Origin of the sequence: Methylomagnum ishizawai, from assembly GCF_900155475.1 — a bacterium.
GTDB classification, from domain to species: Bacteria; Pseudomonadota; Gammaproteobacteria; order Methylococcales; family Methylococcaceae; genus Methylomagnum; species Methylomagnum ishizawai_A.
In genome coordinates this window covers 1-21,995 of record NZ_FXAM01000003.1, presented here as the reverse complement: position 1 = coordinate 21,995, position 21,995 = coordinate 1, and the positions used below count along the sequence as shown (strand labels likewise).

At 62.7% G+C, this 21,995-nt stretch carries 22 protein-coding genes and 2 pseudogenes; 21 read left to right on the top strand and 3 right to left on the bottom strand.

The window, feature by feature from the left end:
• Positions 1–73 precede the first annotated feature (73 nt).
• Positions 74–1,096 carry a hypothetical protein gene (locus B9N93_RS22170; RefSeq protein ID WP_085216564.1) on the top strand — a complete coding sequence of 341 codons (1,023 nt, stop codon included), beginning with the start codon at positions 74–76 and terminating at the stop codon, positions 1,094–1,096.
• 202 nt (positions 1,097–1,298) lie between these two features.
• Here the strand turns inward: B9N93_RS22170 and nifK are convergent, their stop codons facing one another.
• From nifK to nifH, 3 genes are all read right to left on the bottom strand, one after another.
• Entirely contained in the window at positions 1,299–2,858 is a 1,560-nt protein-coding gene (gene nifK / locus B9N93_RS22165; protein WP_085216563.1) for a nitrogenase molybdenum-iron protein subunit beta, read from the bottom strand.
• 196 nt (positions 2,859–3,054) lie between these two features.
• Entirely contained in the window at positions 3,055–4,515 is a 1,461-nt protein-coding gene (nifD, locus tag B9N93_RS22160) for a nitrogenase molybdenum-iron protein alpha chain (protein WP_085216562.1), read from the bottom strand.
• Positions 4,516–4,658: 143 nt separating this feature from the next.
• Positions 4,659–5,540 (bottom strand): nitrogenase iron protein, encoded by an 882-nt coding sequence (gene nifH / locus B9N93_RS22155; RefSeq protein ID WP_085216561.1) that lies wholly within the window; start codon positions 5,538–5,540, stop codon positions 4,659–4,661.
• 541 nt (positions 5,541–6,081) lie between these two features.
• Here nifH and B9N93_RS22150 point away from each other — a divergent pair.
• From B9N93_RS22150 to B9N93_RS22055, 20 genes and pseudogenes are all read left to right on the top strand, one after another.
• Positions 6,082–6,507 carry a response regulator gene (locus tag B9N93_RS22150; protein ID WP_085216560.1) on the top strand — a complete coding sequence of 142 codons (426 nt, stop codon included), beginning with the start codon at positions 6,082–6,084 and terminating at the stop codon, positions 6,505–6,507.
• Between the two features lie 2 nt (positions 6,508–6,509).
• Entirely contained in the window at positions 6,510–6,923 is a 414-nt protein-coding gene (locus tag B9N93_RS22145; RefSeq protein WP_085216559.1) for a group II truncated hemoglobin, read from the top strand.
• A 31-nt stretch (positions 6,924–6,954) separates the two neighbouring features.
• Positions 6,955–7,539 carry a hypothetical protein gene (locus B9N93_RS22140; protein WP_085216558.1) on the top strand — a complete coding sequence of 195 codons (585 nt, stop codon included), beginning with the start codon at positions 6,955–6,957 and terminating at the stop codon, positions 7,537–7,539.
• 99 nt (positions 7,540–7,638) lie between these two features.
• Positions 7,639–8,451 carry an NAD(+)--dinitrogen-reductase ADP-D-ribosyltransferase gene (locus tag B9N93_RS22135; RefSeq protein WP_085216557.1) on the top strand — a complete coding sequence of 271 codons (813 nt, stop codon included), beginning with the start codon at positions 7,639–7,641 and terminating at the stop codon, positions 8,449–8,451.
• On the top strand, positions 8,451–9,413 hold the full coding sequence (draG, locus tag B9N93_RS22130) for an ADP-ribosyl-[dinitrogen reductase] hydrolase (protein WP_085216556.1): 963 nt from the start codon (positions 8,451–8,453) through the stop codon (positions 9,411–9,413). The genes B9N93_RS22135 and draG overlap by 1 nt, the downstream gene beginning before the upstream one ends.
• A gap of 11 nt (positions 9,414–9,424) precedes the next feature.
• Positions 9,425–9,844: a hypothetical protein gene (locus B9N93_RS22125; protein WP_085216555.1), complete on the top strand. Its 420-nt coding sequence runs from the start codon at positions 9,425–9,427 to the stop codon at positions 9,842–9,844.
• Between the two features lie 28 nt (positions 9,845–9,872).
• Positions 9,873–10,307, top strand: a complete 435-nt coding sequence (locus tag B9N93_RS22120) for an ArsC/Spx/MgsR family protein (protein WP_085216554.1) — start codon at positions 9,873–9,875, stop codon at positions 10,305–10,307.
• Entirely contained in the window at positions 10,304–11,935 is a 1,632-nt protein-coding gene (locus B9N93_RS22115) for a SagB/ThcOx family dehydrogenase (RefSeq protein WP_085216553.1), read from the top strand. Before B9N93_RS22120 ends, B9N93_RS22115 begins: the two co-directional genes overlap by 4 nt.
• A gap of 2 nt (positions 11,936–11,937) precedes the next feature.
• Positions 11,938–12,204, top strand: a complete 267-nt coding sequence (locus tag B9N93_RS22110) for a hypothetical protein (RefSeq protein ID WP_085216552.1) — start codon at positions 11,938–11,940, stop codon at positions 12,202–12,204.
• 19 nt (positions 12,205–12,223) lie between these two features.
• The gene (locus B9N93_RS22105) at positions 12,224–12,538 is read left to right on the top strand and encodes a rhodanese-like domain-containing protein (RefSeq protein WP_176225401.1); all 315 of its coding nucleotides are present in this window, start codon (positions 12,224–12,226) and stop codon (positions 12,536–12,538) included.
• A 23-nt stretch (positions 12,539–12,561) separates the two neighbouring features.
• Positions 12,562–12,942 carry a hypothetical protein gene (locus tag B9N93_RS22100; protein ID WP_254899508.1) on the top strand — a complete coding sequence of 127 codons (381 nt, stop codon included), beginning with the start codon at positions 12,562–12,564 and terminating at the stop codon, positions 12,940–12,942.
• Between the two features lie 10 nt (positions 12,943–12,952).
• Positions 12,953–13,945 carry a DUF364 domain-containing protein gene (locus tag B9N93_RS22095; RefSeq protein ID WP_085216550.1) on the top strand — a complete coding sequence of 331 codons (993 nt, stop codon included), beginning with the start codon at positions 12,953–12,955 and terminating at the stop codon, positions 13,943–13,945.
• A gap of 99 nt (positions 13,946–14,044) precedes the next feature.
• Positions 14,045–15,082, top strand: coding sequence for a hypothetical protein (locus tag B9N93_RS22090; protein ID WP_085216549.1), 1,038 nt, complete (start codon positions 14,045–14,047; stop codon positions 15,080–15,082).
• Positions 15,083–16,257: 1,175 nt separating this feature from the next.
• Positions 16,258–17,349 carry a hydrogenase small subunit gene (locus tag B9N93_RS22085; RefSeq protein WP_085216548.1) on the top strand — a complete coding sequence of 364 codons (1,092 nt, stop codon included), beginning with the start codon at positions 16,258–16,260 and terminating at the stop codon, positions 17,347–17,349.
• A 3-nt stretch (positions 17,350–17,352) separates the two neighbouring features.
• Positions 17,353–19,142, top strand: a pseudogene (locus B9N93_RS22080) (nickel-dependent hydrogenase large subunit).
• A 16-nt stretch (positions 19,143–19,158) separates the two neighbouring features.
• The gene (cybH, locus tag B9N93_RS22075; RefSeq protein ID WP_085216547.1) at positions 19,159–19,842 is read left to right on the top strand and encodes a Ni/Fe-hydrogenase, b-type cytochrome subunit; all 684 of its coding nucleotides are present in this window, start codon (positions 19,159–19,161) and stop codon (positions 19,840–19,842) included.
• A gap of 489 nt (positions 19,843–20,331) precedes the next feature.
• The gene (locus tag B9N93_RS26525) at positions 20,332–20,454 is read left to right on the top strand and encodes a hypothetical protein (protein ID WP_254899515.1); all 123 of its coding nucleotides are present in this window, start codon (positions 20,332–20,334) and stop codon (positions 20,452–20,454) included.
• Positions 20,455–20,456: 2 nt separating this feature from the next.
• Positions 20,457–20,768: a HypC/HybG/HupF family hydrogenase formation chaperone gene (locus B9N93_RS22065; RefSeq protein WP_085216546.1), complete on the top strand. Its 312-nt coding sequence runs from the start codon at positions 20,457–20,459 to the stop codon at positions 20,766–20,768.
• A pseudogene (locus B9N93_RS25805) lies at positions 20,765–21,057 on the top strand (hypothetical protein); the annotation flags it as partial. The gene B9N93_RS22065 and the pseudogene B9N93_RS25805, both read left to right, overlap by 4 nt.
• A gap of 173 nt (positions 21,058–21,230) precedes the next feature.
• Positions 21,231–21,995: hydrogenase expression/formation C-terminal domain-containing protein (locus B9N93_RS22055; protein WP_085216759.1), on the top strand; the 765-nt coding region annotated here is incomplete at its 3' end.

The following is a 21,995-nucleotide window of genomic DNA, read 5'->3' as shown; positions in this document are numbered from 1 at the left end:
CCATCGCGCCATGTATTAATCCCCCGTGCCGACGGCATAATCCCGTCGGCACCCTGCCTGAAAAGAGCATTCCATGAATATATCGACTCCTCGCACCCTCACCGCCCTGGTCGCGGTCTCCTGCCTGTACGGCCCCGCAGCCGGGGCGGCCCTTTCACCCCCGGCCAACCTCCGCATCGGCGCTCCGACCTCCCCGCCACCGACAGCGGGACAATGGCCGGACGCGACCAATACCGGATACAAGAACGCGCCGGGCTATCCGGGATACCTCACCCCGTTCACCGGGACCCTACAGAGCGGCCAGACCTATAAGTTCTACGATTTCACGCAGGGGCTGACCGTGCCCTGCGATGTGAGCAACGTCACCTTCTACGGCAGCCGGTTCGCCTACACCCAGACCGACCCCAACAACAACGCCAACGTCGTCATCGGCGACCATTACAAAACCTGCGGGAACAATATCGTTTTCGATTATGTCACCTTCCAGCCGCGGGTGGTTTCCGCGCCGCCCACGGCCTATAGCCAAGGCTATGGCTACGGTATCGATCAGCGCGGCGCCGTGCAGATCACCATCGATCATTCCGATTTCTGGGGTTTCGGCGGAGGTATCCAGATGCAGTATTCGAGTCAGGCCCGGCCCGTTGTGGTGAGGAACACCTGGTTCCACGACGCCAGGGACGATGGCGGTGGGGTGGACCACACCGACGGGATATTGGATAACTGGGGTGGACAGGGTTATATGATATTCGACCACAATAAGATTTCATCGGTCGGCAATACCCAGGGTTTATCCTTGGCCGGTGGCGCTGGATATACCAATGTAACAATCACCAATAACTATTTTTCGGGATTCGGCTATACCGTGGCCATCGGCGGGAAGCAGAACAATAAAAACGTCGTCTTCACCGATAATACCTTCGGCACCGATATCCAGCCCTATTTCGGACCGCTGTATCCGGGTTGGACCGATGGCAACGGCAACCTGTGGCGGCGCAACAAATGGCGTGTGGTGCCGAACAGCTACTACAAGAACAGCGCCGACGACGGCAAGTATTGGACGCCGAACGGGGTGAGCGCGACCGACTGGAACCAGTAGGACCGCGCAGACATTTCCTCCACCGGGGCGGTCCATATCCGCCCCTTTTTTTCCGCCTTTACCCTGGTCCGGGCCGATACGCGAACGCCACGCCCCGGCACTTTCACGCGTGAAAGCCCGCACCCGAAAATTCCAGGCACAAAAAAACCGGCGGCCCGAAGGCCGCCGGTATTCCTTTTCCAACCCTGAACTGGTCAGCCCATCAACGGATGATGTCGTAGCTGTAGTCGGTCTTGGCCGGGATGATGGTGTTCTTGTCGAACTCGTCGAAGATCTTGTCGAGGATCCAGACCAGCACGTTCATGCCGCCCTGATAGCCCCACACCGGGTAGCGGTGCTTGTGGTGGCGGTCGAAGATCGGGAAGCCGATGCGGATCAACGGGGTACCGGTATCGCGCTCCAGGTATTTGCCGTAGGTGTTGCCGATCAAGAAATCGACCGGATCGGTGAACAGCAGGGAGCGCATATGCCACAGGTCCTTGCCCGGATAGACCTTGCAGTTCTTGCCGAAGGGCGAAGAATCGAACAAGGCCTGCATCTTCTTTTCCCAAGCCTTGCCGCCGTTGGTGGCCAGGACGTGGGTCGGTTCCGCGCCCAGTTCCAACAGGAACTCGGCTAGGCCGTAGCACAGGTCCGGGTCGCCGTAGATGGCGAACTTCAGGCCGTGGATATGGGTGGTGGAGTCGGCGATGGCGTCCACCAGACGGCCACGCTCCTTCTCCAGTTCCGCCGGGATCGGCTTGCCGGTCAGGCGGGAGATTTCCATCATGAACTTGTCGGTGCCCTTGATGCCGATGGGGTGGTTGAGGGCGACGACTTCCTGGCCATGGTCCGCGATCAGCGGTAGGGTCTTCTCGGTGCAGTATTCCTGCATGGAGATGGTGGCCTTGGCGTGCAGGGCGTTCTCGGTCTGTTCGATGGTGGTGCCGCCGTCGTACATGCGGAATTCGCCGTCGGTCGGGGTATCCCACACGTCGCTGTTATCGCACAGGATGGTGTAGTTCACATCGAACAGGTTGAAGATGCGCTTGATCTCGCGGAGGTTGCCGACGGTGTAGCCGTCGAAGCCGCCGATGAAGTTGATGCTGTCATTGGGGACGCGCACCATCGGCGGCACGGTGCCGGCCTTGCCATCCCAGAAGTGCCACAGCACGCCCTTCATCACATTGTCGAAACCGGTGATGTGGCTGCCGACGAAGGCCGGGGTGTGGGCGAACGGCACGTTGTAATCGGCCGGGATGCTGCCCTTTTCCTTCGAGGTCTTGATGAAGGCGTTCAAATCGTCGCCGATCACTTCCGCCATGCAGGTGGTCGAAACCGAAATCATCTTCGGCTTGTACATGTTGTAGGTGTTGGCGAGGCCGTCGATCATGTTGTTGAGGCCGCCGAACACCGCCGCGTCCTCGGTCATGGAGGAGGAGACGCAGGAAGTCGGCTCCTTGAAATGGCGGCTGAAATGGCTGCGGTAGTACGCCACGCAACCCTGGGAACCATGGACGAAGGGAATGGTGCCCTCGAAACCGACGGCGGCGAACACCGCGCCCAGCGGTTGGCAGGCCTTGGCCGGGTTCACGACCAACGCTTCGCGGGCGAAGTTCTTTTCCTTGTACTCTTCGGTCTTGGCCCACTCGCGAACCTGCTCCACCTGCTCGTCGGGGGGCATGAACTCGAATTCCTTCTTTTTGTTCTCGAACAGCTCGACGTACTCGGGCTGACGGAAAAGATTGAAATGGTCTAGGACCTTTTCTGCGCTCTGACTCATGGAAGTAACTCCTAAATGGCGGGTGGCGGGGCGGGCCTTTGCGGGGCTCACCGGACGATTCTTGTGGCGTGGCCGGACACGCCCTGGGTCTTCTTATACGGCTAGTACTCGTGGTACTCGTAGGGTGGGCATGTTACCCATGCCCAGCTTTCCGTAGCGTCGCGGTGGGCCGGGAATACCGGCCCACCCTACGGGATCAGGCGGCGGCCTTCTTCCAGGGAGCCTTGGTCATGGCCCACACCGGGTTGTTGATCGCCATGTCCATATCACGGGCGAAGATGGCGAAGCCGTCGTAGCCGTGATAGGGACCGGAATAATCCCAGGAGTGCATCTGGCGGAACGGCACGCCCATCTTCTGGAACACGTACTTTTCCTTGATGCCGGAACCGACCAGGTCGGGCTGGATGGCTTCGACGAATTTCTCGAATTCGTAGCCGGTCACGTCGTCATAGATCAGGGTACCGTCCTTGACGTAGTGGGTGGTGCGCTGGTAGTCGTCGTTATGGCCGAACTCGTAGCCGGTGCCGACGATTTCCATCCCTAAGTCCTCATAGGCGCCGATGACGTGGCGGGGACGCAGGCCGCCGACGTACAGCATGACCTTCTTGCCTTCGAGGCGCGGACGGTACTTGGCGATGACGGCATCCATCAGCGGCTGGTACTTGGCGATGACCAGTTCGGCGTTGGCCTTGATGGTGTCGTCGAAGTAGCTGGCGATCTTGCGCAGGGATTCCGCGATCTTGGTCGGGCCGAAGAAGTTGTACTCGACCCACGGCACGCCGTACTTCTCTTCCAGGTGGCGGGAGATGTAGTTCATCGAACGGTAGCAGTGCAGCACGTTCAACTTGGCCTTCGGGGTGTTTTCCAGTTCGGCCAGGGAGCCGTCGCCGGACCACTGGGCGATCACGCGGAGGCCCATTTCTTCCAGCAGGATGCGCGAGGACCAAGCATCGCCGCCGATGTTGTAGTCGCCGATGATCGCGACGTCATACGGGGTGGTCTTGAATTCCGGACGCTTGTCGGCCTTGTCGAAGATCCAGTCGCGGACGGCGTCGTTGGCGATGTGGTGGCCGAGGGACTGGGACACGCCGCGGAAACCTTCGCAACGCACCGGCACGATGGTCTTGCCGTTGTATTCCTTCGACTTCTTCTTCGACACCGCTTCGATGTCGTCGCCGATCAGGCCAATGGGGCATTCCGACTGCACGGTGATGCCGTGGTTGAGCGGGAACAGCTCCTCGATTTCGTCGATGATCTTTTCCAGCTTCTTATCGCCGCCGAACACGATGTCCTTCTCCTGGAAGTCGGAGGTGAACTGCATGGTGACGAAGGTGTCGATGCCGGTGGTGCCGATGTAGTAGTTGCGGCGGGAAGCCCAGGAGTACTGGCCGCAACCGACCGGGCCGTGGGAAATGTGGATCATGTCCTTGATCGGACCCCACACCACGCCCTTGGAACCGGCGTAGGCGCAACCACGGATGGTCATGACGCCGGGGACGGATTTGATGTTGGACTTGGTGCCGCAGTCCGGTTTGCCTTGCTCGTAGGTGTTGAGGTGCTTGGCACGGCGCTTGGCGGTCTTGTCCGGGTAGACTTCAAGAACCTCTTTGATGAGGGCCTTGTTGCGTTCTTTGGTTTGCTCTGCGGTGAGGCTCATGGTCGCTCCTGATGGGGTTCGTAGGGTTAGGGCGGGCGGCGCGGTTCCCTCCCGGCGGGCCGGGCTACTCGAACGACCCGCAAGAGGGACCGGAACCGCGCCCGGCGGTGTAACTAGGGCGCGGTCCCGTCCGGGCTACCGGTTTAGGCGGCCAGTTCGGACGCGGTCTTGCCGACTTGGCTTTCGTCGACCTGGGCCATGACGCCGTGTTCCATCAACAGGTCTTCCAACTCGTCCATGGTGATGGGGGTCGGAATGATGCCGTTGCCGGAATTGGCGTGGACCTTCTCGGCCAGGTTGCGGTAGTGCTGGGCCTGCTTGGATTCCGGGGCATACTCGATAACGGTCATGCGGCGGAGTTCGGCGTGCTGCACGATGTTGTCGCGCGGTACGAAGTAGATCAGCTTGGTGCCCAGCTTGGCGGCGAGGGACTCGGCCAGTTCCAGTTCCTTGTCGGTCTGGCGCTCGTTGCAGACCAAGCCGCCCAGGCGCACGCCGCCGCTGTTCGCGTACTTCAGAATGCCCTTGGAGATGTTGTTGGCCGCGTACATGGCCATCATTTCGCCGGACATGACGATGTAGATTTCCTGGGCCTTGTTCTCGCGGATCGGCATGGCGAAACCACCGCAGACCACGTCGCCCAACACGTCGTAGGACACATAGTCGATGTCCTCATACGCGCCTTCTTCCTCCAGGAAGTTGATGGAGGTGATGACACCGCGGCCGGCGCAGCCGACGCCCGGCTCCGGGCCACCGGATTCCACGCAACGGATGTCGCGGAAACCGACCTTCATCACGTCTTCCAGCTCCAGGTCCTCCACGCTGCCGGCGTCGGCGGCCAGGGACAGGATGGTGTCCTGGGCCTTGGCGTGCAGGATCAGACGGGTGGAGTCGGCCTTGGGGTCGCAGCCCACGATCAGGATGCGTTGGCCCATTTCGGCCAGAGCGGCCAGGGTGTTCTGGGAGGTGGTGGACTTACCGATGCCGCCTTTGCCGTAGAAAGCAATCTGTCTCAAACTAGCCATGGTTTATCTCCAGTTGTAACAGGTGTTAATCGAAAACGATCTCTGGGTGTATGGACCGGTAAACTCCGCCGAAAGAAAAAATCTGCGCCGAAATCGGTGTGCATTTCTTTTTTTTCTTGGTGGCTTCACCGTTTCTCCCGGTGTGGATACCGCCCGAACCCTATGTTGCAGAGACCGTGCCATGTTCGTTTTGAATTTATATCCACTTGTTTTAAAAGGAAAAAACCGGATATGGCCGACCCCCATGGGGATGCGCTCCCGTGTTATCAAGTGGACAAAACCATTGAGTTTGTAAGGAACGACACAAACCCCTCAATTTGCGGGTAAATTCGCACAAGCTCCGGCTTCCCCTTGCGAATCAATTGCTTGGCCCAATCCCCCCGGATTTTGTCGGGAATCAAACAAACGTGGAATGGATATTGCTGAATGGCTGTTAGCTTTCGATTCAAGCTTCCCGGATGATCCCCGCTCCTATAAGAAGCCAGGCGGGACCGCAGTCCGGGAATGCCCAGCTTCCATCCACCAACCCGAGGAACCCTCCATGCAGATCGGTGTAGACAGTAATAAGGCCGTGGATAACAAGCGCGTGTTCGTGGTGGACAACGACGAAATCATGAGCGCGGCGCTGCAATTCATGCTGCACGACGAGAACGAGACCCACGAAATCCCCGACCTCGAAGCGGTCTACCGCAAGGCCGTGGACTGGAAGCCGGACTTGATCTTCCTGGGCATAAGCATCGTCAAGGAGAAGGGCGTCGGCGTCCTGGCCGAAATCCGCTCCAAGATTTCCAACCTCAAGATCGTGATGGTGGCCGATTCCGCCACCGACCCCTTGGCCCAGGAATGCCTCAGGAATGGCGCGAACTCCATCCTGGCCAAGCCCCTGACCATCGAGAAGGCCCGCCAGAAGGTGGACGCCCAGCTCGGGCGCTCGGTGAAGCTCAGCATCCCGGTCCAGGTGATGTAACGATGTCGGTCCCTTCCAACGCCCTCCCGCAGACCCCGAACAATCCGCATTACCAGCGGCTCGGCGGGGAAACCGCCGTGCGCAACCTGGTCGAGCGCTTCTACGAACTGATGGACCGGAAGCCGGAAGCCCGGGCCATCCGCGCCATGCACCCGGAGGACTTGGCCTCCTCGAAGGAGAAGCTGTACTTGTTCCTGTCGGGCTGGCTGGGGGGACCGCCGCTGTTCACCGAGCGTTTCGGCCCGCCCAAGCTCAGGCAACGCCATCTCCCGTTCCCCATCGACGCGGCGGCGCGGGATGCCTGGCTGTCCTGTATGAATCAAGCCCTGGAGGAACAGGTGCCCGACGCGGAACTCCGTGCCCAACTGGCCGCGTCCTTCCACAAGACCGCCGATTTCCTCCGCAACCAACCCTAGATTTCGCAACCACCCTCAAATAAGGAGTCTTATGACCACCATCACCGAAACCGCCCTCGCCAGCCTGGACGCCGAAAAGCGTTTGCTGTCCCCGGTCTTCAAAGGCCAAACCAAACCGGGCTATTTCGGCTTCCGCGGCGAAATCGCCCTGAAGTTCGCCCAGCAGTTCAGCGACGAGGCCCGCCCGCCGGAAATCCGCTTCGACCAGGTGATGATCGTCGCCAAAGCAGGCGAACCGACCATCGAATTCCTGGCCGGGGTGGCCTTGTCCCTGGAATACCTGAAGCTCCTGTGCGAAGTGCTGGGCGATAAGCTGTCGCCGACCGGCAAGTATTTCTTCTTCGCCGGCAACCTGCCCATCGACAAGAAATTCCAGATCAGCTACGGCGGCGCGACCTTCTGGGTGCTGCCCCTGGAAGAAGCCACGGTATATAACGAACTCAGGGATATGTTCATGATCGACCGCGGCGACCTGAAGAAGATGGACACCGCCGGCAAGCTGCAAATCGTGGCCGACGCCGCCGCCGGGTTCGACGAGAAATTCCCCGAGATCAGCTTCGAGGAAGGCCTGCAGGTCATGGGTCCGATCAAAATCCCGGAAAACCGCCCGGTGTAAGGACGGTAGGGTGGGCATGTATTCATGCCCACCGGGATGGCCCGGACTGGGTGGGCGCATGCCCACCCTACAAAACCCCACAGAGGCAGCGCCCGCACCATGGCAGACGAACCCGCCAGCATCGGCCACAGCATCAACCACCTGGTGGGGATTCCCACCCGGTTGCTGGCCAGCAGCGCCTTCAACGAGTATCCGCAGCCGCTGCGGATCGCGGGCGTTAGGGAAGCCAACTACGGCCTGTTCGACCGCCTCGACACCGCCCCCGACCCCCAGGCGGCGGCGGAAATCTTCCAGGACTACATGTACCTGGTGTTCGGCCTGTACGGGGAAAAACCAAAAAGCGGGGACGGGCCCAGGCGGTTCCGTTCCAGTTACCTCAAGCTCCTGAGCGGTTGGGGGTTCGATTCCAACAACCCGCAGGGCGCGGTGTTGAAAGGCTGGGTGGAAAGCCGCTTCGGCCTGTTCCCGACCTTCCACAAGGAGCCTTTGGGCCGCTTCCCCTCGCCCGCCTGGATGGGCTATGTCGAGGAGAAGATGTCCAGCCGCTTCCACAACAACAGCATCAACCTGCAACTCGACCTGTTGTACGAATTCTGCCAATGGACGATGCAACGCTTTAGCCTTCTGGAACGCCGCCATGTCACCCTCTACCGGGGCGAGAACGGCTTCCACGAACAACGCCAGATCGGCCCGCGCGAGGGCCGCTGGATGACGGTCAGGCTCAACAACCTGGTGTCGTTCACCGCCAACCGCGATATCGCCTGCGAATTCGGCGATTTCATCCTGGAGGTGAAAGTGCCCCTGGTGAAGATCCTGTTTTTCAACGACCTGCTGCCGGGCCACGGACTCAAGGCCGAATCGGAGTACATGATCGTCGGCGGCGAATACCGGGTGAAGGCCACCTATTACTGATGAACACCTCGATCCGCCGCGAACGCGCCCTGGGCGCTTATCTCGGCGTCGCCATCGGCGACGCCCTGGGAGCCACCGTGGAATTCATGACACCCCGGGAGATCAGCCACCGCTACGGCGTCCACGACAAGATCGTCGGCGGCGGCTGGCTCAAGCTCAAGGCCGGGCAGATCACCGACGACACCGAGATGTCCCTGGCCCTGGGCCGGGCCATCGTCGAGAGCGGCGGCTGGGACCTCCACGCCGTGGCCGAATCCTTCACGGCCTGGCTCAAACGCCGCCCGCCCGATGTCGGCAACACCTGCCGCCGCGGCATCCGCCGTTTCATGACCGACGGCAGCCTGGAGGCACCCTTGAATCCGGGCGACGGCGGCAACGGCGCGTGCATGAGGAATGTGCCGGTGGTCCTCGCCACCCTGGGGGAACCGGCCACGTTCACCCGCTGCACGGTCGAGCAATCCCATATCACCCACCACCATCCGCTGTCGGACGCCGCCACCCTGGCGACCGGACAGATGGCGCAAAGCTTGATCCTGGGCGGAACCCTGGACGATTGCCGGTCCATCGCCGCCGACCTGATCGCGCGCCATCCCGAATTCCGCTTCGATCCCTATCCGGGCCGGGCCAGCGGCTATATCGTCGATACCTTGCAGACCGTGCTGTATGGCCTGTTCAGCACCGAGAACTTCGCCGACTGCCTGACCTGGGTGGTGAACCGCGGCGACGACGCCGACACCACCGGAGCCATCGCCGGCATGGTGGCGGGCGCGGCCTATGGCGCGGCGGCGATCCCCACCCGCTGGCTGAAGGCGCTGGACCCCGATATCCGCCGCCAGATCGAATGGCAGGCCGACGCCCTGCTCGACCTCGCCGAGCGCGGCGATTTGCTCGAACCCACCCACATCGGCGGCGGGATGGGCCTGTTGCGGCGGGCGTCGGCCCCGTTGCCGTCCCATCCCTAGAGGACACGACCATGGACGCATCCCCCGCAATCACCCTCGAATTCCAGGGCTATTGGCGCGACAAGAAAAAAGCCTCCGTCCCGGCGGCACCGGGGATTTATTGCGTCTACACCTGCATCTACAGCGGCAAGAAGCAGGCGTGTTCGCCACAAAAGCTGGTGTACATCGGCGCGGCGGAAGATGTCCGGGCCAGCCTCAAAAACCCCGAAGGTCTGGAAGGCTGGGAAAGCCATATCGATACCGGGGAGGAACTGTGCTACAGCTACGCCGAGGCCGCGCCCGAACAGTGCCGGGCCTACGCCGCCGCCCTGGTCCGCCGCAACAAGCCGCCGGAAAACCCCGCCCCGGAGGCCGCGCCCTTGGCGGAAGGCACCGCCTTCGCGCTATCGGGGGCCGCCGCCTTCCTGGCCAAACGGTTTTCCACCGCCTAACCCCATCCCAACGCCCGGAACCCCACCCATGGCGACCATCGTCTTCTACGAAAAACCCGGCTGCGGCAACAACACCCGGCAAAAAAACCTGCTGGCCGAGGCCGGCCATGAATTGATCGTGCGGAACCTCCTGACCACCCCCTGGACCGTCGAGACCCTGCGGCCCTTCTTCGGCGGGCGTCCGGTGGCGGAATGGTTCAACCGCGCCGCCCCCAGGGTAAAGGCGGGCGAAGTGGTCCCGGAAAACCTGGACGAAACCGAAGCCCTGGCCTTGATGCTCAAAGACCCGCTGTTGATCCGCCGCCCGCTGATGCAGGTCGGGGAAGCACGGGAAGTCGGTTTCGACCCCGGAAAAGTCGCCGCCTGGATCGGCCTGGGTTCCGCCGCCGACGCGCCCGCCGCCCACCTGGAACAATGCCAACGCCCCCACCCCTGCCCGCCCCCGGAGTCCACAACCCCATGAATCCCCCCTTGGAACCCGGCGCTCCGGCGCTGGCCGCGGTTTTGGCCTATCACGAGCGCACCAAGCACCGTTTCGAGCGCTACGCGGCGGGACCGGAAACCCTGGATTGGTCGGCCCAGCCGGAACCTTTCCGCTGGTACGAAGGTGCCCCGCAGGTCCGGCTGCCCCTGGCGGCGGCCGGCCCCGCCACGCCCTACGCCGCGCTGAGCCGGCCGGGGGGCGTGCCGCCGCGCCCCTTCTCGCTGGAAAACCTCGCCCTCCTGCTGGAACTGTCGCTGGGCCTGTCGGCCTGGAAGGAATACGGACCCGACCGTTGGGCCTTGCGCTGTAATCCTTCCAGCGGGAACCTGCACCCGACCGAGGGTTATGTGCTGTGCCGGGGCGTGGCCGACCTCGCCGACGGTGTTTATCACTACCTCAGCCGCGACCATGTGCTGGAACAACGCGCTGCGTGCGACCCGGCGTCCGTTGTGGAATCACGGGTCTTCGTGGCCCTGAGTTCCATCCATTGGCGGGAAGCCTGGAAATACGGCGAGCGGGCGTTCCGCTATTGCCAGCTCGACACCGGCCATGCCATCGGCGCTTTGCGCTATGCGGCGGCGGCCCTGGGTTGGCGGGTCGGTATCGTGGCGGGCTTGGGTTCCGCCGGCTTGGCGGCGCTGCTCGGTTTGGACCGGCGCGGGGATTTCCTGGGCGTGGAGGAGGAAGAACCGGAACTACTGCTGGAACTGCTGGCCGACGCCGCCCCAAGCGCCGCCGCGCCCGATTTCGTCCTCCCGCCCGAAGCTTGGCGCGGACAGGCCAACCGGCTCGACCCGCATCCCATGTACCACTGGCCGGTGATCGACGAAGTCGCGGAAGCCAGCCGCACACCCGAAGCAGTGCCCGAAACGCCCGGATCGACAGCGGTGGCTTATCCATCCCTGCCAGGTCTGGACCCCACCCCGGTGGCGGCGCTGATCCGCCAACGCCGCAGCGCCCAGCATTTCGACCGCAAACAGACCATGAGCGCCGCCGCCTTCTACCGGCTGTTGGACGGCCTATTGCCCCGCGCCGATACCGCGCCCTTCGACACCTGGAACGCCGCGCCCCGGCTGCATCCGGTGCTGTTCGTACACCGGGTGGCAGGACTGGAACCGGGACTCTACGCCCTGCCCCGCCGCGCCGGGATCGAAACCGATCTACGCGCCGCCTGCAAGCCGGATTTCGAGTGGACCCGGCCCGCGGGCTGTCCCGGCCATTTGCCGCTGTTCCGGCTGGTGGCGGGCGATTGCGCCAAGATCGGGCGGGCCATCAACTGCCATCAGGCTATCGGCGCGGATAGCTCGTTCGCGCTGGGGATGCTGGCCGAATTCGAGGCGTCCCTGGCTGAAGCACCCTGGGCCTACCGGCGGCTCTATTGGGAAGCCGGGCTGTTGGGACAAGCCTTGTACCTGGAGGCCGAAGCCCTGGGTGTGCGCGGCACCGGCATCGGCTGCTATTTCGACGATGTATTCCATCAACTGCTGGGCCTCGAAGGGCCGGCCTTCCAATCGCTCTACCATTTCACCGTGGGTTTCCCGCTGGTGGATACCCGGATACTCACCTTGCCGCCCTACGCCGGGCGCGATCCAACCCCAGGAGGATGACCATGCCCGAATTATCAGAACCCGTCGCGGTGGTGGCGGAAGGCGCGGAATTCGCGCTGCTGTCCTACGGCGACGGCTCCACCTACGCCCTCCGCGCCAAGGAGGAACACAGCGCCGTCTATTTCGAGGGCGAGGAGCGCGATGCCTTCCTGGCCGAATACGAATCCGTGAAATCGCAATATCCCGGCTATACCGCCGACCAAGTGCTGGCCCAGCTCTGGGACCAGGGCGGCTATAGCTGGATGGCGGTCCACGACGACGAACTCTGAACCCATGGGAGGAAAAAACATGGCAGCGGACAACGCATGGCGGCGGATCACCGCCACCGAAACCCGGACCCTGCTCGACAACCCCGCGCTCCGGGTCTACGACGCCCGCGACCCGGCCTCGTTCGAAGCGGGCCGGATCGGCACGGCGGAGCGCCTGTCGGAGGCCAACCTCGAACGGGTGCTGTTCGGCACGCCCAAGGCCGATCCCGTCTTGATCTATTGCTACCACGGCAACGCCAGCCAGACCTACGCCCAGATGTTCAAGGATTTCGGCTTCAAGGAAGTCTACGACCTCATCGATGGCTACGAGGCGTGGCGGGCGGCGGGACCGTAGACCATATATTAAGGAGTAGCGCCATGAGCCATCCCATGCTGGACGCCAAGCTGGCGGCAATCCGGCCCCTGGCCGAGGCCATTTGCGCCCGGCTCGAAACCGAAATCAGCAAGCTCGGCTTCCCGCCGCGGGAATCCCGGCCCCGCCCGTTGCCAGACTTGGCCCATTACCACTCCGAGACCGATCCCTACAGCGGCGAGGAAACCCTGGTCGGCACCTGGACCAACGCCCGCGGCTACCGCATCGGCGGACTGAAATTCCACGGCAACGGCAGCTTCTACGCCGAATTCGACGTGGCCGAACCGCATCCGACCGACCGCCGCTGGTTCGTGGAAAGCGTGACCGCCTGGGGCCAAGGCACCGAAATCAAGGCCGAACCGCAATTGATCCCGGCCCTGGAATAAACCCGCACCGATGACTCCCCAAGCCCTCTACGAACTCCTGACCGACTACGCTTCCCCGCCCGACCCGGTGCGGGAAGTCGTCATCGGGCCGATCTGGACCCTGTGCCGCACCGACCGGGGCATCGGTTTGGCGATGAGCCCGCAAATTCCGACCCGCACATTGTCCTGGCCGGGCACACTGTACGGGAGGCCGGTGGCCGAACTGGCGGCTTGGCTCGCGGCCTGGGAACCCTACCAAGCCACCGTCGGCATGGCCGCCACCAATGCCGCGTTGGCCGACCTCGCCCCGCCGCCGGAAACCGTGGCGGTACGGCCCGGCTCCGTATTGCCCGCCAATTTGGCGCTGTTCGAGTATTTCCTGCCGCGCCTCGCCGGCAAGAAGGTGGTGGTGGTGGGCCGCTATCCCGGCCTCGCCAAACTGGGCGAATATTGCCGCCTCGGCGTCCTGGAGCGGACGCCCGAAGGGAACGATTTCCCCGACCCCGCCTGCGAATTCCTGCTCCCGGAAGCCGATTGGGTTTTCCTCACGGGCAGTTCCCTGACCAATAAGACCTTCCCCCGGCTGGCCGAATTGTCCCGTTCCGCATACACCGTGCTGATGGGACCGACCGTGCCCTGGCTGCCGGAATTGGCCGATTGGGGCGTGGACGCCCTGGCCGGGATCGAAGTCCTGGACCCGGAAACCCTGCGCCAAACCGTGGCCGAGGGCGGCGGCGTCCGCATCTTCGAGGGGGCCGTGGGCTACCGGCTGGCCGAGTTGGGCGCGCCCCACCGGCTGGAATGGCTGAAACGGCGGATCTCGGCGGTGTTCGCCGAGAAGGAACGCCTGAACGCCGCGATGGAGAATTGGTATGGGAGGTCCGCAGGCCGCTTCCCGGAATACGCCCGGCTCGAAAGCGCCAACCGCCGCCTATCCCGCCTCGACACCGCCTACAAGACCCTGTGGGACGCCCAGAACGCCAAACCGGCCACGATTCCCGGCACCTTCGAACCAAGTCCTTGATTCGAAGGGGTTTCCCTATTCGCCACCCCCCGCATGGGAGCGGGCGCGACGCTATATATAATGGTTTCACCGGCCATTACCCCAAGCGGACGCAGACCCATGCCCAAATCCAAGATCGCCAACAACGCCACTTCCCCGCCCGTCTCCGCCTTCAACAGCCCCCAGCTCTCGCTGTTCCAGACCTTCCTCTGCAACAGCGACGACGAGCGCGACCGGCTCTCCAACACCATCGAACTCTGGGACAGCATCCCCAAGTACGCCACCACCCAGCAAGCCATGAACCAGGCCCGGACCAAGGAAGGATTGTTGCCGCGGCTGGAAAAGACCTTCATCTATAAAAAACGCGAATATAAAGTGCGCATCTCGCCCGCCATCATCGATGTCGAAGGCGGCGGGGACAAAGCGTTCTATCCCAGCGGCAACGAGGAGATCGTCGAGGACGCCCTGCGCAAGATCGCCGCCGAGCAGCAGAAGGGCTTCTTCGACAAGCCGGAATTCAAGAGCGGCGTGGTGTTCTCGCTCAGCCTGCTACGCCGCGAACTCAAGAAGCGCGGCCACGCCCGCTCCTACCAGGAGATCATCCGTAGCCTCAACATCCTGGTCGGCAGCCATATCGAGATCAGCCTGCCCGACGGCAAGGGCTTCGCCAAGACCAGCTACCTGCCCTCGCTGGCCACAGTCTCGCGCTCCGACTGGATGAAGGACCCCGACGCCCGCTGGGTGGCGCATTTCCACCCCCTGGTGACACAAAGCATCGACGCCCTCTCCTACCGCCAATACAACTACCACCTGGTCATGTCCTATACCAACCAGCTCGCCCGCTGGCTGCACAAGATACTGGCCCATAACTACGTGAACGCCTCGATCCTGGTCTCCTACACCCTGAGCCTCGCCTCCGTGCGGAGGGATAGCGGGCTCCTTGGCAGCAAGCGCAACAACGACGACCTCCGCAAGCTGGAGGCGGCCCTGAACGAACTGAAGGAACACCGGGTGCTGCTCGACCATGTCCGGCGCGACGAACGCGAAGCCAGGAACAAGATCGTCGATATCCATTTCGACCTCACCCCGCATCCCGACTTCGTCCGCGAAATCAAGGCCGCCAACAAGCGCCAACAGTCCGTCAAAAACCCCGCCTAGCCGAACCCTCCGGGGAGCCTCTCCAGGTGGTAGGTTTAAGCCGCGGGTGGGTGGTAGGTTTAAGCCGCAGGAAGTGGTAGGTTTAAGCCGCAACTGGTGGTAGGTTTAAGCCGCAACTGATTTTTTTGCACCAAAAATGTGCAAAAAATCGAAAGTTATCCACAGGCTGGAAGGCCAAGGTGGTAGGTTTAAGCCGCAACTATGGTAGGTTTAACCCGCAACTGGCCGAAAAGGTGGTAGGTTTAACCCGCAACTCAGCCAAAAAGTGGTAGGTTTAAGCCGCAGGTCGCGCCGGAAAGGCCGAAAAAACGGCCAAAGTGGTAGGTTTAAGCCGCAGGAAGTGGTAGGTTTAAGCCGCAAGTCAAAAAAAAAAACTTAAAAAAACAAAAACTTATCATCCATTTTTCGCCTCCTCCTTTTCTTATCCTTCTTCCTTTTAATATTCCTTCCGGAATCGCCCTCCGAATCGACCCTGGAGCCACCCCGGAAACGGTGCCCGGACACCGCCTCCACCCGACCGAAAACGGATGCCCGACCCACCGGCCCCGCGCCGCGGGAATCCACCCCGGACACCCCTTCCCGGAGCCGGGCGACGCGGAGGAAACAACCCCGAAACCGGGAAGCACCGACCGGCCATCCCACGCGCCCCCAACCCCGCAACCAAACCAGGTCCGGCGCAACCGGAAACAACACCGCCCGAAAACAGCGGGAAACGGAAATCCAAGCCGGCCCGATCAAGCCAAATCCGGGAACACCGCCGAAAGCCAATGGCCGCAAAGCGCCGGAAAGCCCTCTAAAACGCCAACCAAGCGCTGGAAAGCCAATCCCCCACCCCAACACAGCGCCCCACACAGAAACCCGCCTTAAAATCGATTACAGCGGCCCTAACCAGCCAATCCACATCGACCCGGCCCGACGACGAAGCGGGACAATCGACACTGGGAAACGATGGCTGTCGTGAAACCAACAAAACCCGACAATTCGTAAGCCGTTGTAACAAAGCCGACAGGGCAGGGGCGGATACGGGAGCCTTTTCCACCCATTCAATACGGGATATCACATCTGGCCCGAACCCTGCTTCCGGGTTCGCCGCCATAACACGCGCCCACACCCACCGACAAGGCAGACAACCGCCAAGAACGGTTGGAACATCACGCGGAACAGAGGGGAGAACAATGACCGAAACGTTTTACGAGGTGCTGCGCCGCCAGGGGATCACCCGCCGCAGCTTCATGAAATTCTGTAGCCTCACGGCTTCCTCCCTGGGACTGGGCGCAGCCTACGTCCCCAGGATCGCCGAAGCCCTGGAAACCAAACCCCGCACCCCGGTCCTGTGGCTGCACGGCCTGGAATGCACCTGCTGCTCCGAATCCTTCATCCGCTCGGCCCATCCGCTGGCGAAGGATGTGGTACTATCCATGCTGTCACTCGACTATGACGATACACTCATGGCGGCGGCGGGCCATCAAGCCGAGGCCATCTTCGACGAGATCATCGAAAAATATAAAGGCAACTACATCCTGGCCGTGGAAGGCAACCCACCACTGAACGAGGACGGGATGTATTGCATCCACGGCGGCAAGCCTTTCGTGGAAGTGCTGCGCCGGGTAGCGAAGGATTGCAAAGCCATCATCGCGTGGGGTTCCTGCGCCTCCTGGGGTTGCGTACAAGCCGCCCATCCCAACCCGACCAAAGCCACCCCGGTCCACAAGGTCATCATCGACAAACCCGTCGTGAAAGTACCGGGTTGCCCGCCCATCGCCGAGGTGATGACAGCCGTCGTGACCTACATGCTGACCTTCGACAAGATTCCCGACCTCGACCGCCAAGGCCGTCCCAAGATGTTCTACGGCCAGCGCATCCACGACAAATGCTATCGACGACCGCATTTCGACGCCGGGCAGTTCGTGGAAGCCTTCGACGACGAATCGGCGCGCAAGGGCTATTGCCTGTACAAGGTCGGCTGCAAGGGACCCACTACCTACAACGCCTGCTCCACCGTGCGCTGGAACGACGGCGTTTCCTTCCCGATCCAGTCCGGGCACGGCTGCATCGGTTGTTCGGAGGACGGTTTCTGGGATAAGGGCGGGTTCTACGACCGTGTGACCGGCATCCACCAGTTCGGTATCGAATCCAACGCCGACCAAATCGGCATCGGCGTCGCCGGGGGCGTAGGCGCGGCCATCGCCGTCCATGCCGCCGTCAGCGCCCTCAAGAAGGCGCAGAACAAGCCATCCGACAACAACAACCAGCCAGGGGGGAACTAAGCCATGGCCGCCTACTCAACCCAGGGCTTCAACCTCGACAACAGCGGCAAGCGGGTCGTGGTCGATCCGGTGTGCCGGATCGAGGGCACCTCCGGGTCGAGGTCAACCTCGACGCAAACAATGTCATCCGCAACGCCGTATCCACCGGCACCATGTGGCGTGGACTGGAAGTCATCCTCAAAGGCCGCGACCCCCGCGACGCCTGGGCCTTCACCGAGAGGATTTGCGGTGTTTGCACCGGCACCCACGCCCTGACCAGCGTACGGGCGGTGGAGGATGCCCTCGGGATCGCCATTCCCGAAAACGCCAACAGCATCCGCAACCTGATGCAATTGTGCCTACAGGTCCATGACCACCTGGTGCATTTCTATCACCTGCACGCCCTGGACTGGGTGGACGTGGTCAGCGCCCTGTCCGCCGACCCGAAGGCGACCTCGGAACTGGCCCAAAGCATTTCGCCCTGGCCGCTGTCTTCGCCCGGCTATTTCCGCGATTTGCAAAGCCGCTTGAAAAAATTCGTGGAATCCGGCCAGCTCGGCCCGTTCATGAACGGCTATTGGGGCAGCCCCGCCTACAAACTGCCGCCCGAAGCCAATCTCATGGCGGTGGCGCATTACCTGGAAGCCCTCGATTTCCAAAAGGAAATCGTCAAAATCCATACCGTGTTCGGCGGCAAGAATCCGCACCCGAACTGGCTGGTCGGCGGGATGCCCTGCGCCATCAATCTGGACGGTGTCGGCGCGGTCGGAGCCATCAACATGGAACGGCTGAACCTGGTATCCAGCATCATCGACCGGACCATCGAGTTCGTCGAACAGGTATACCTACCGGACATCAAAGCTATCGCTTCGTTCTACAAGGATTGGCAATACGGGGGTGGCCTGTCCTCGACCTGCGTGCTGTCCTACGGCGATATTCCCGAAAAGGCCAACGACTATTCCGCCGGGAACCTGCTATTGCCACGCGGGGCCATCGTCGGCGGCGACCTCTCCAAGGTCCATGCCGTGGACATGCGCGACCCGGAGGAAATCCAGGAATTCGTCACCCATTCCTGGTATCGCTACGACGACGAGCAAAAAGGCTTGCATCCCTGGGACGGCGTGACGGTTCCCAATTTCGAGCTGGGTCCCAATTTCAAAGGCACCAAGACCGATATCAAGGAATTGGACGAAGCCGCCAAGTATTCCTGGATCAAAGCGCCGCGTTGGAAGGGCCACGCCATGGAAGTCGGTCCCCTGGCCCGCTACATCGTGGGCTACGCCCAGGGCAACCCGGAGTTCAAGGAACCGACCGACAAACTGCTGAAAGACTTGGGGCTACCCTTGAACGCGCTGTTCTCGACCTTGGGCCGCACCGCCGCCCGCGCCCTGGAATGCGAATGGGCCGCGTACAAGATGCGCTATTTCTTCGACAAGATGATCGCCAATATCAAGACAGGCGACCTGGCCACCGCGAACATCCAGAAATGGGAACCCTCGACCTGGCCCAAGCAAACCAAGGGCGTCGGTTTCACCGAAGCCCCACGTGGCGCGCTGGGCCATTGGGTGCATATCGCCGACGGCAAGATCGAGAACTACCAGTGCGTGGTACCGACCACCTGGAATGGCAGCCCCCGCGATCCCAAGGGCCAGATCGGTGCCTACGAGGCGTCCCTGATGGATACCCCGCTGGCCAAGGCCGACGAGCCACTAGAAATCCTGAGGACCATCCACAGCTTCGACCCATGCCTTGCCTGCTCCACCCACGTCATGTCGCCGGAAGGCGAGGAAATGGCGCGGGTCAAGGTCCGTTGAGGGGAGAACGGGAACCATGTCCGCTCAACCGAAAATCGCGCCGGACGCCCCGGTCTATGTCTACGAACTGCCGGTGCGCCTCTGGCACGCCGTCAACGCCCTCAGCGTGGTGGTGCTGGCGGTGACGGGCTACCTCATCGCCCATCCCCTGGCCACGCCCGAAGGTGAAGCCAGCGCCAACTTCCTGATGGGTTATATCCGCTTCGCCCATTTCGCCGCCGCCTATGTGTTCGCGGTGGGATTCCTGGGACGGGTGTACTGGGCTTTTGCAGGCAACCACCACGCCCGCGAGTTGTTCATCGTGCCGGTCCACAGGCCCGCTTGGTGGGATGGGCTGTGGCACGAACTGCGTTGGTTCTTCTTCCTCGATTCCGCACCGCGCCGCTATCTGGGCCACAACCCCCTGGCCCAGCTTTCCATGTTCGCCGCGTTCACCCTGGGCGCGGTGTTCATGATCGGCACCGGCTTCGCGCTCTATGGCGAAGGCGAGGGCCAAGGTTCCTGGCAAGACCGGCTGTTCGGCTGGATCATCCCGCTGTTCGGGCAGAGCCAGGATGTGCATACCTGGCATCATCTGATAGCCTGGGTCTTGGTCTGGTTCGTGATGATCCATGTCTACATCGCCATCCGCGAGGACAAGATGTCCGGTCAGAGCATGTTGAAGACCATCGCCACCGGCTGGCGCAGTTTCAAGGGCTAGGCTATGGCGGTGGACGGCGGAACCCTGGTCCTGGGCATCGGCAATCTCCTAATGGGCCGACGAAGGCTTCGGAGTGCGCTGCGTGGAGGAATTCGCACGGGGCTACCGCCTACCGCCCGGGTGACGGCCATGGACGGCGGTACCCAAGGTCTATACCTCCTGCCCCTATGTGCAATCAGCCCGGCGCTTGGTGGTATTCGACGCAGTAGATTTCGGCCTACCGCCCGCCACCACTGCATTGGGTCGAAGACGATGCCGTGCCGCGCTTCATGGGCGCGAAGAAAATGAGCCTGCACCAGACCGGCTTTCAGGAGGTGCTGGCGGCGGCCCTGCTCACAGGCCAACTACCGGAACACATGCCTCCTGATCGGCGTACAGCCGGTGGAACTGGACGATTACGGCGGCAGCCTCCGGCGCCATCAAGCGCAGATCGGCCGGCGGTAATCTTGGCGGCGGCGCGGCTGGCGCAATGGGGCACGTCCTGGAACCTTGGGCAACGCCTCCGACCCGCTGAACGACGCCAGCCTGGAACTGGACGCCTACGAATCGGGGCGTCCCTCCGAACAAGCCGCCTGCCGCCACGGCGACGGGCGCGTACTCTACGGGCGCTAGCCATGTGCTTAGGGATACCCATGCAAATCCTGGCCGTGGAAGGCCGCTACGCCCGCTGCCGCGACCGCCACGGCGCGGAACACCCCAGGATCGACCTCATGCTGGTGGGCGAAGCGGAACCGGGCCAATGGCTGATGACCTTCCTCGACGCCGCCCGCGCCCCGCTGACCGAGGAGGAAGCCCGGCAGGGCAACGCCGCCCTGGACGCGCTCGACGCCGTGCTGGCGGGCGCGGAAGATGTCTCGGCCTATTTCGCCGACCTGATCGACCGGGAACCGCAACTCCCGGATTTCCTGCGTGGTGGCCACTCATGAACGACGATATTCCGATGGACCGGCTCGCCACGCTATTGGCCCGGCTGGTGAAGCATCACGGCCTTCCCCTCTTGGACGAGACCGGCGTGGAGGTTTTCGCCGCCGCGTCCGGCGTCAACCTGCTGTTTTTCCCCGAAGACCCCGAGCGCGTGCCGGAAAGCTGGGACGTGGCGGCGATCCTGCCCGAGTTGCTCAAGGCCTGCCCGAATCTTGCCGGGTCGGTGTGGTTCCACCCGCCAACGGCCGCCTATTGCGCGAGCGCTATGGTTTCAAACGTTGGCCTGCCCTGGTCTTCCTACGCGATGGCGGCTATCTCGGGGCCATCGAGGGGATGAAGGACTGGGCGGTGTTCCTGGCCGAGGCCCGCCAAATCCTGTCGCGCCCGGCCAGCCGACCGCCGCTGAACTTGAATATTCCCGTGGCAGGCGATTCCCCCGCCTGCCATTGATCCCGGAGCCACCGATGAAACCCTTCCCCATCCCCGTGTTCGGCGAGTCGCCCTTTCCCCCGCAGGAAGAAGACGAAGCCCTCGCCATCGTCAGCCCCGGCGAGATGGCCGTGTTCCGTATGCCCCTACGCCGCGCCCCGGCGACCCGCGAGGAGGAACACGCCGCCGCCGCCGTCATCGCCGAATTCCTGGCCCGGATGGACGCCCAGGAGATCGATGGGGCGGAGCAGCCCGGTTTCGATTTACACGGCCTGCCGCCCGGCGTTATCCGTGTCCTCAACGAAACCCTGGGCGAAGGCGAGGTTTCCGCCAAGCTGGGCGACCGCACCGAGGTCCAGGAAACCGCCTTCGCCGGCATCTGGCGGGTGCGCATCGCCGGTCCGGGGAACCGGTTTCCGATACATTGGAAGCCTCGACCCTGCCGCGCCGGGTCCGCGAACGGGCCAGGGGTGCGACCGGCATCGAGATTCCGCCCACCCGCCCGGTTTGATGAACGCCCCGCCCTCTTGGCCGAAATCCTGGCCCGCGCCGGGCGCTACCGCGAACACGGCACCGGCCATGTCGTCAACCTCACCCTGTTGCCGATGACCCCGGAGGATTTGGCCTATCTCGACGCCGCGCTGGGCCGGGGGCGGGGTCAGCCTGCTATCGCGGGGCTATGGCAATTGCCGGATCACCGCCACCGCGCTCGACGGTGTGTGGTGGGTGCAGTATTTCAACGCCGCCGACACCTTGATCCTCAACCTTTGGAAATCGCCGCCATCCCCGAGGTCGCCCTG

Coding starts and splice junctions, on each gene's coding strand:
- B9N93_RS22065 (WP_085216546.1), top strand. CDS start 20,457: ATGTGCTTAGGGATACCCATGCAAATCCTGGCCGTGGAAGGCCGCTAC.
- cybH (WP_085216547.1), top strand. CDS start 19,159: ATGTCCGCTCAACCGAAAATCGCGCCGGACGCCCCGGTCTATGTCTAC.
- nifK (WP_085216563.1), bottom strand. CDS start 2,858: ATGAGTCAGAGCGCAGAAAAGGTCCTAGACCATTTCAATCTTTTCCGT.
- B9N93_RS22095 (WP_085216550.1), top strand. CDS start 12,953: ATGACTCCCCAAGCCCTCTACGAACTCCTGACCGACTACGCTTCCCCG.
- B9N93_RS22150 (WP_085216560.1), top strand. CDS start 6,082: ATGCAGATCGGTGTAGACAGTAATAAGGCCGTGGATAACAAGCGCGTG.
- B9N93_RS22135 (WP_085216557.1), top strand. CDS start 7,639: ATGGCAGACGAACCCGCCAGCATCGGCCACAGCATCAACCACCTGGTG.
- B9N93_RS22100 (WP_254899508.1), top strand. CDS start 12,562: ATGAGCCATCCCATGCTGGACGCCAAGCTGGCGGCAATCCGGCCCCTG.
- B9N93_RS22115 (WP_085216553.1), top strand. CDS start 10,304: ATGAATCCCCCCTTGGAACCCGGCGCTCCGGCGCTGGCCGCGGTTTTG.
- B9N93_RS22145 (WP_085216559.1), top strand. CDS start 6,510: ATGTCGGTCCCTTCCAACGCCCTCCCGCAGACCCCGAACAATCCGCAT.
- B9N93_RS22105 (WP_176225401.1), top strand. CDS start 12,224: ATGGCAGCGGACAACGCATGGCGGCGGATCACCGCCACCGAAACCCGG.
- B9N93_RS22140 (WP_085216558.1), top strand. CDS start 6,955: ATGACCACCATCACCGAAACCGCCCTCGCCAGCCTGGACGCCGAAAAG.
- nifH (WP_085216561.1), bottom strand. CDS start 5,540: ATGGCTAGTTTGAGACAGATTGCTTTCTACGGCAAAGGCGGCATCGGT.
- draG (WP_085216556.1), top strand. CDS start 8,451: ATGAACACCTCGATCCGCCGCGAACGCGCCCTGGGCGCTTATCTCGGC.
- B9N93_RS22120 (WP_085216554.1), top strand. CDS start 9,873: ATGGCGACCATCGTCTTCTACGAAAAACCCGGCTGCGGCAACAACACC.
- nifD (WP_085216562.1), bottom strand. CDS start 4,515: ATGAGCCTCACCGCAGAGCAAACCAAAGAACGCAACAAGGCCCTCATC.
- B9N93_RS22085 (WP_085216548.1), top strand. CDS start 16,258: ATGACCGAAACGTTTTACGAGGTGCTGCGCCGCCAGGGGATCACCCGC.
- B9N93_RS22110 (WP_085216552.1), top strand. CDS start 11,938: ATGCCCGAATTATCAGAACCCGTCGCGGTGGTGGCGGAAGGCGCGGAA.
- B9N93_RS22125 (WP_085216555.1), top strand. CDS start 9,425: ATGGACGCATCCCCCGCAATCACCCTCGAATTCCAGGGCTATTGGCGC.
- B9N93_RS22090 (WP_085216549.1), top strand. CDS start 14,045: ATGCCCAAATCCAAGATCGCCAACAACGCCACTTCCCCGCCCGTCTCC.
- B9N93_RS22170 (WP_085216564.1), top strand. CDS start 74: ATGAATATATCGACTCCTCGCACCCTCACCGCCCTGGTCGCGGTCTCC.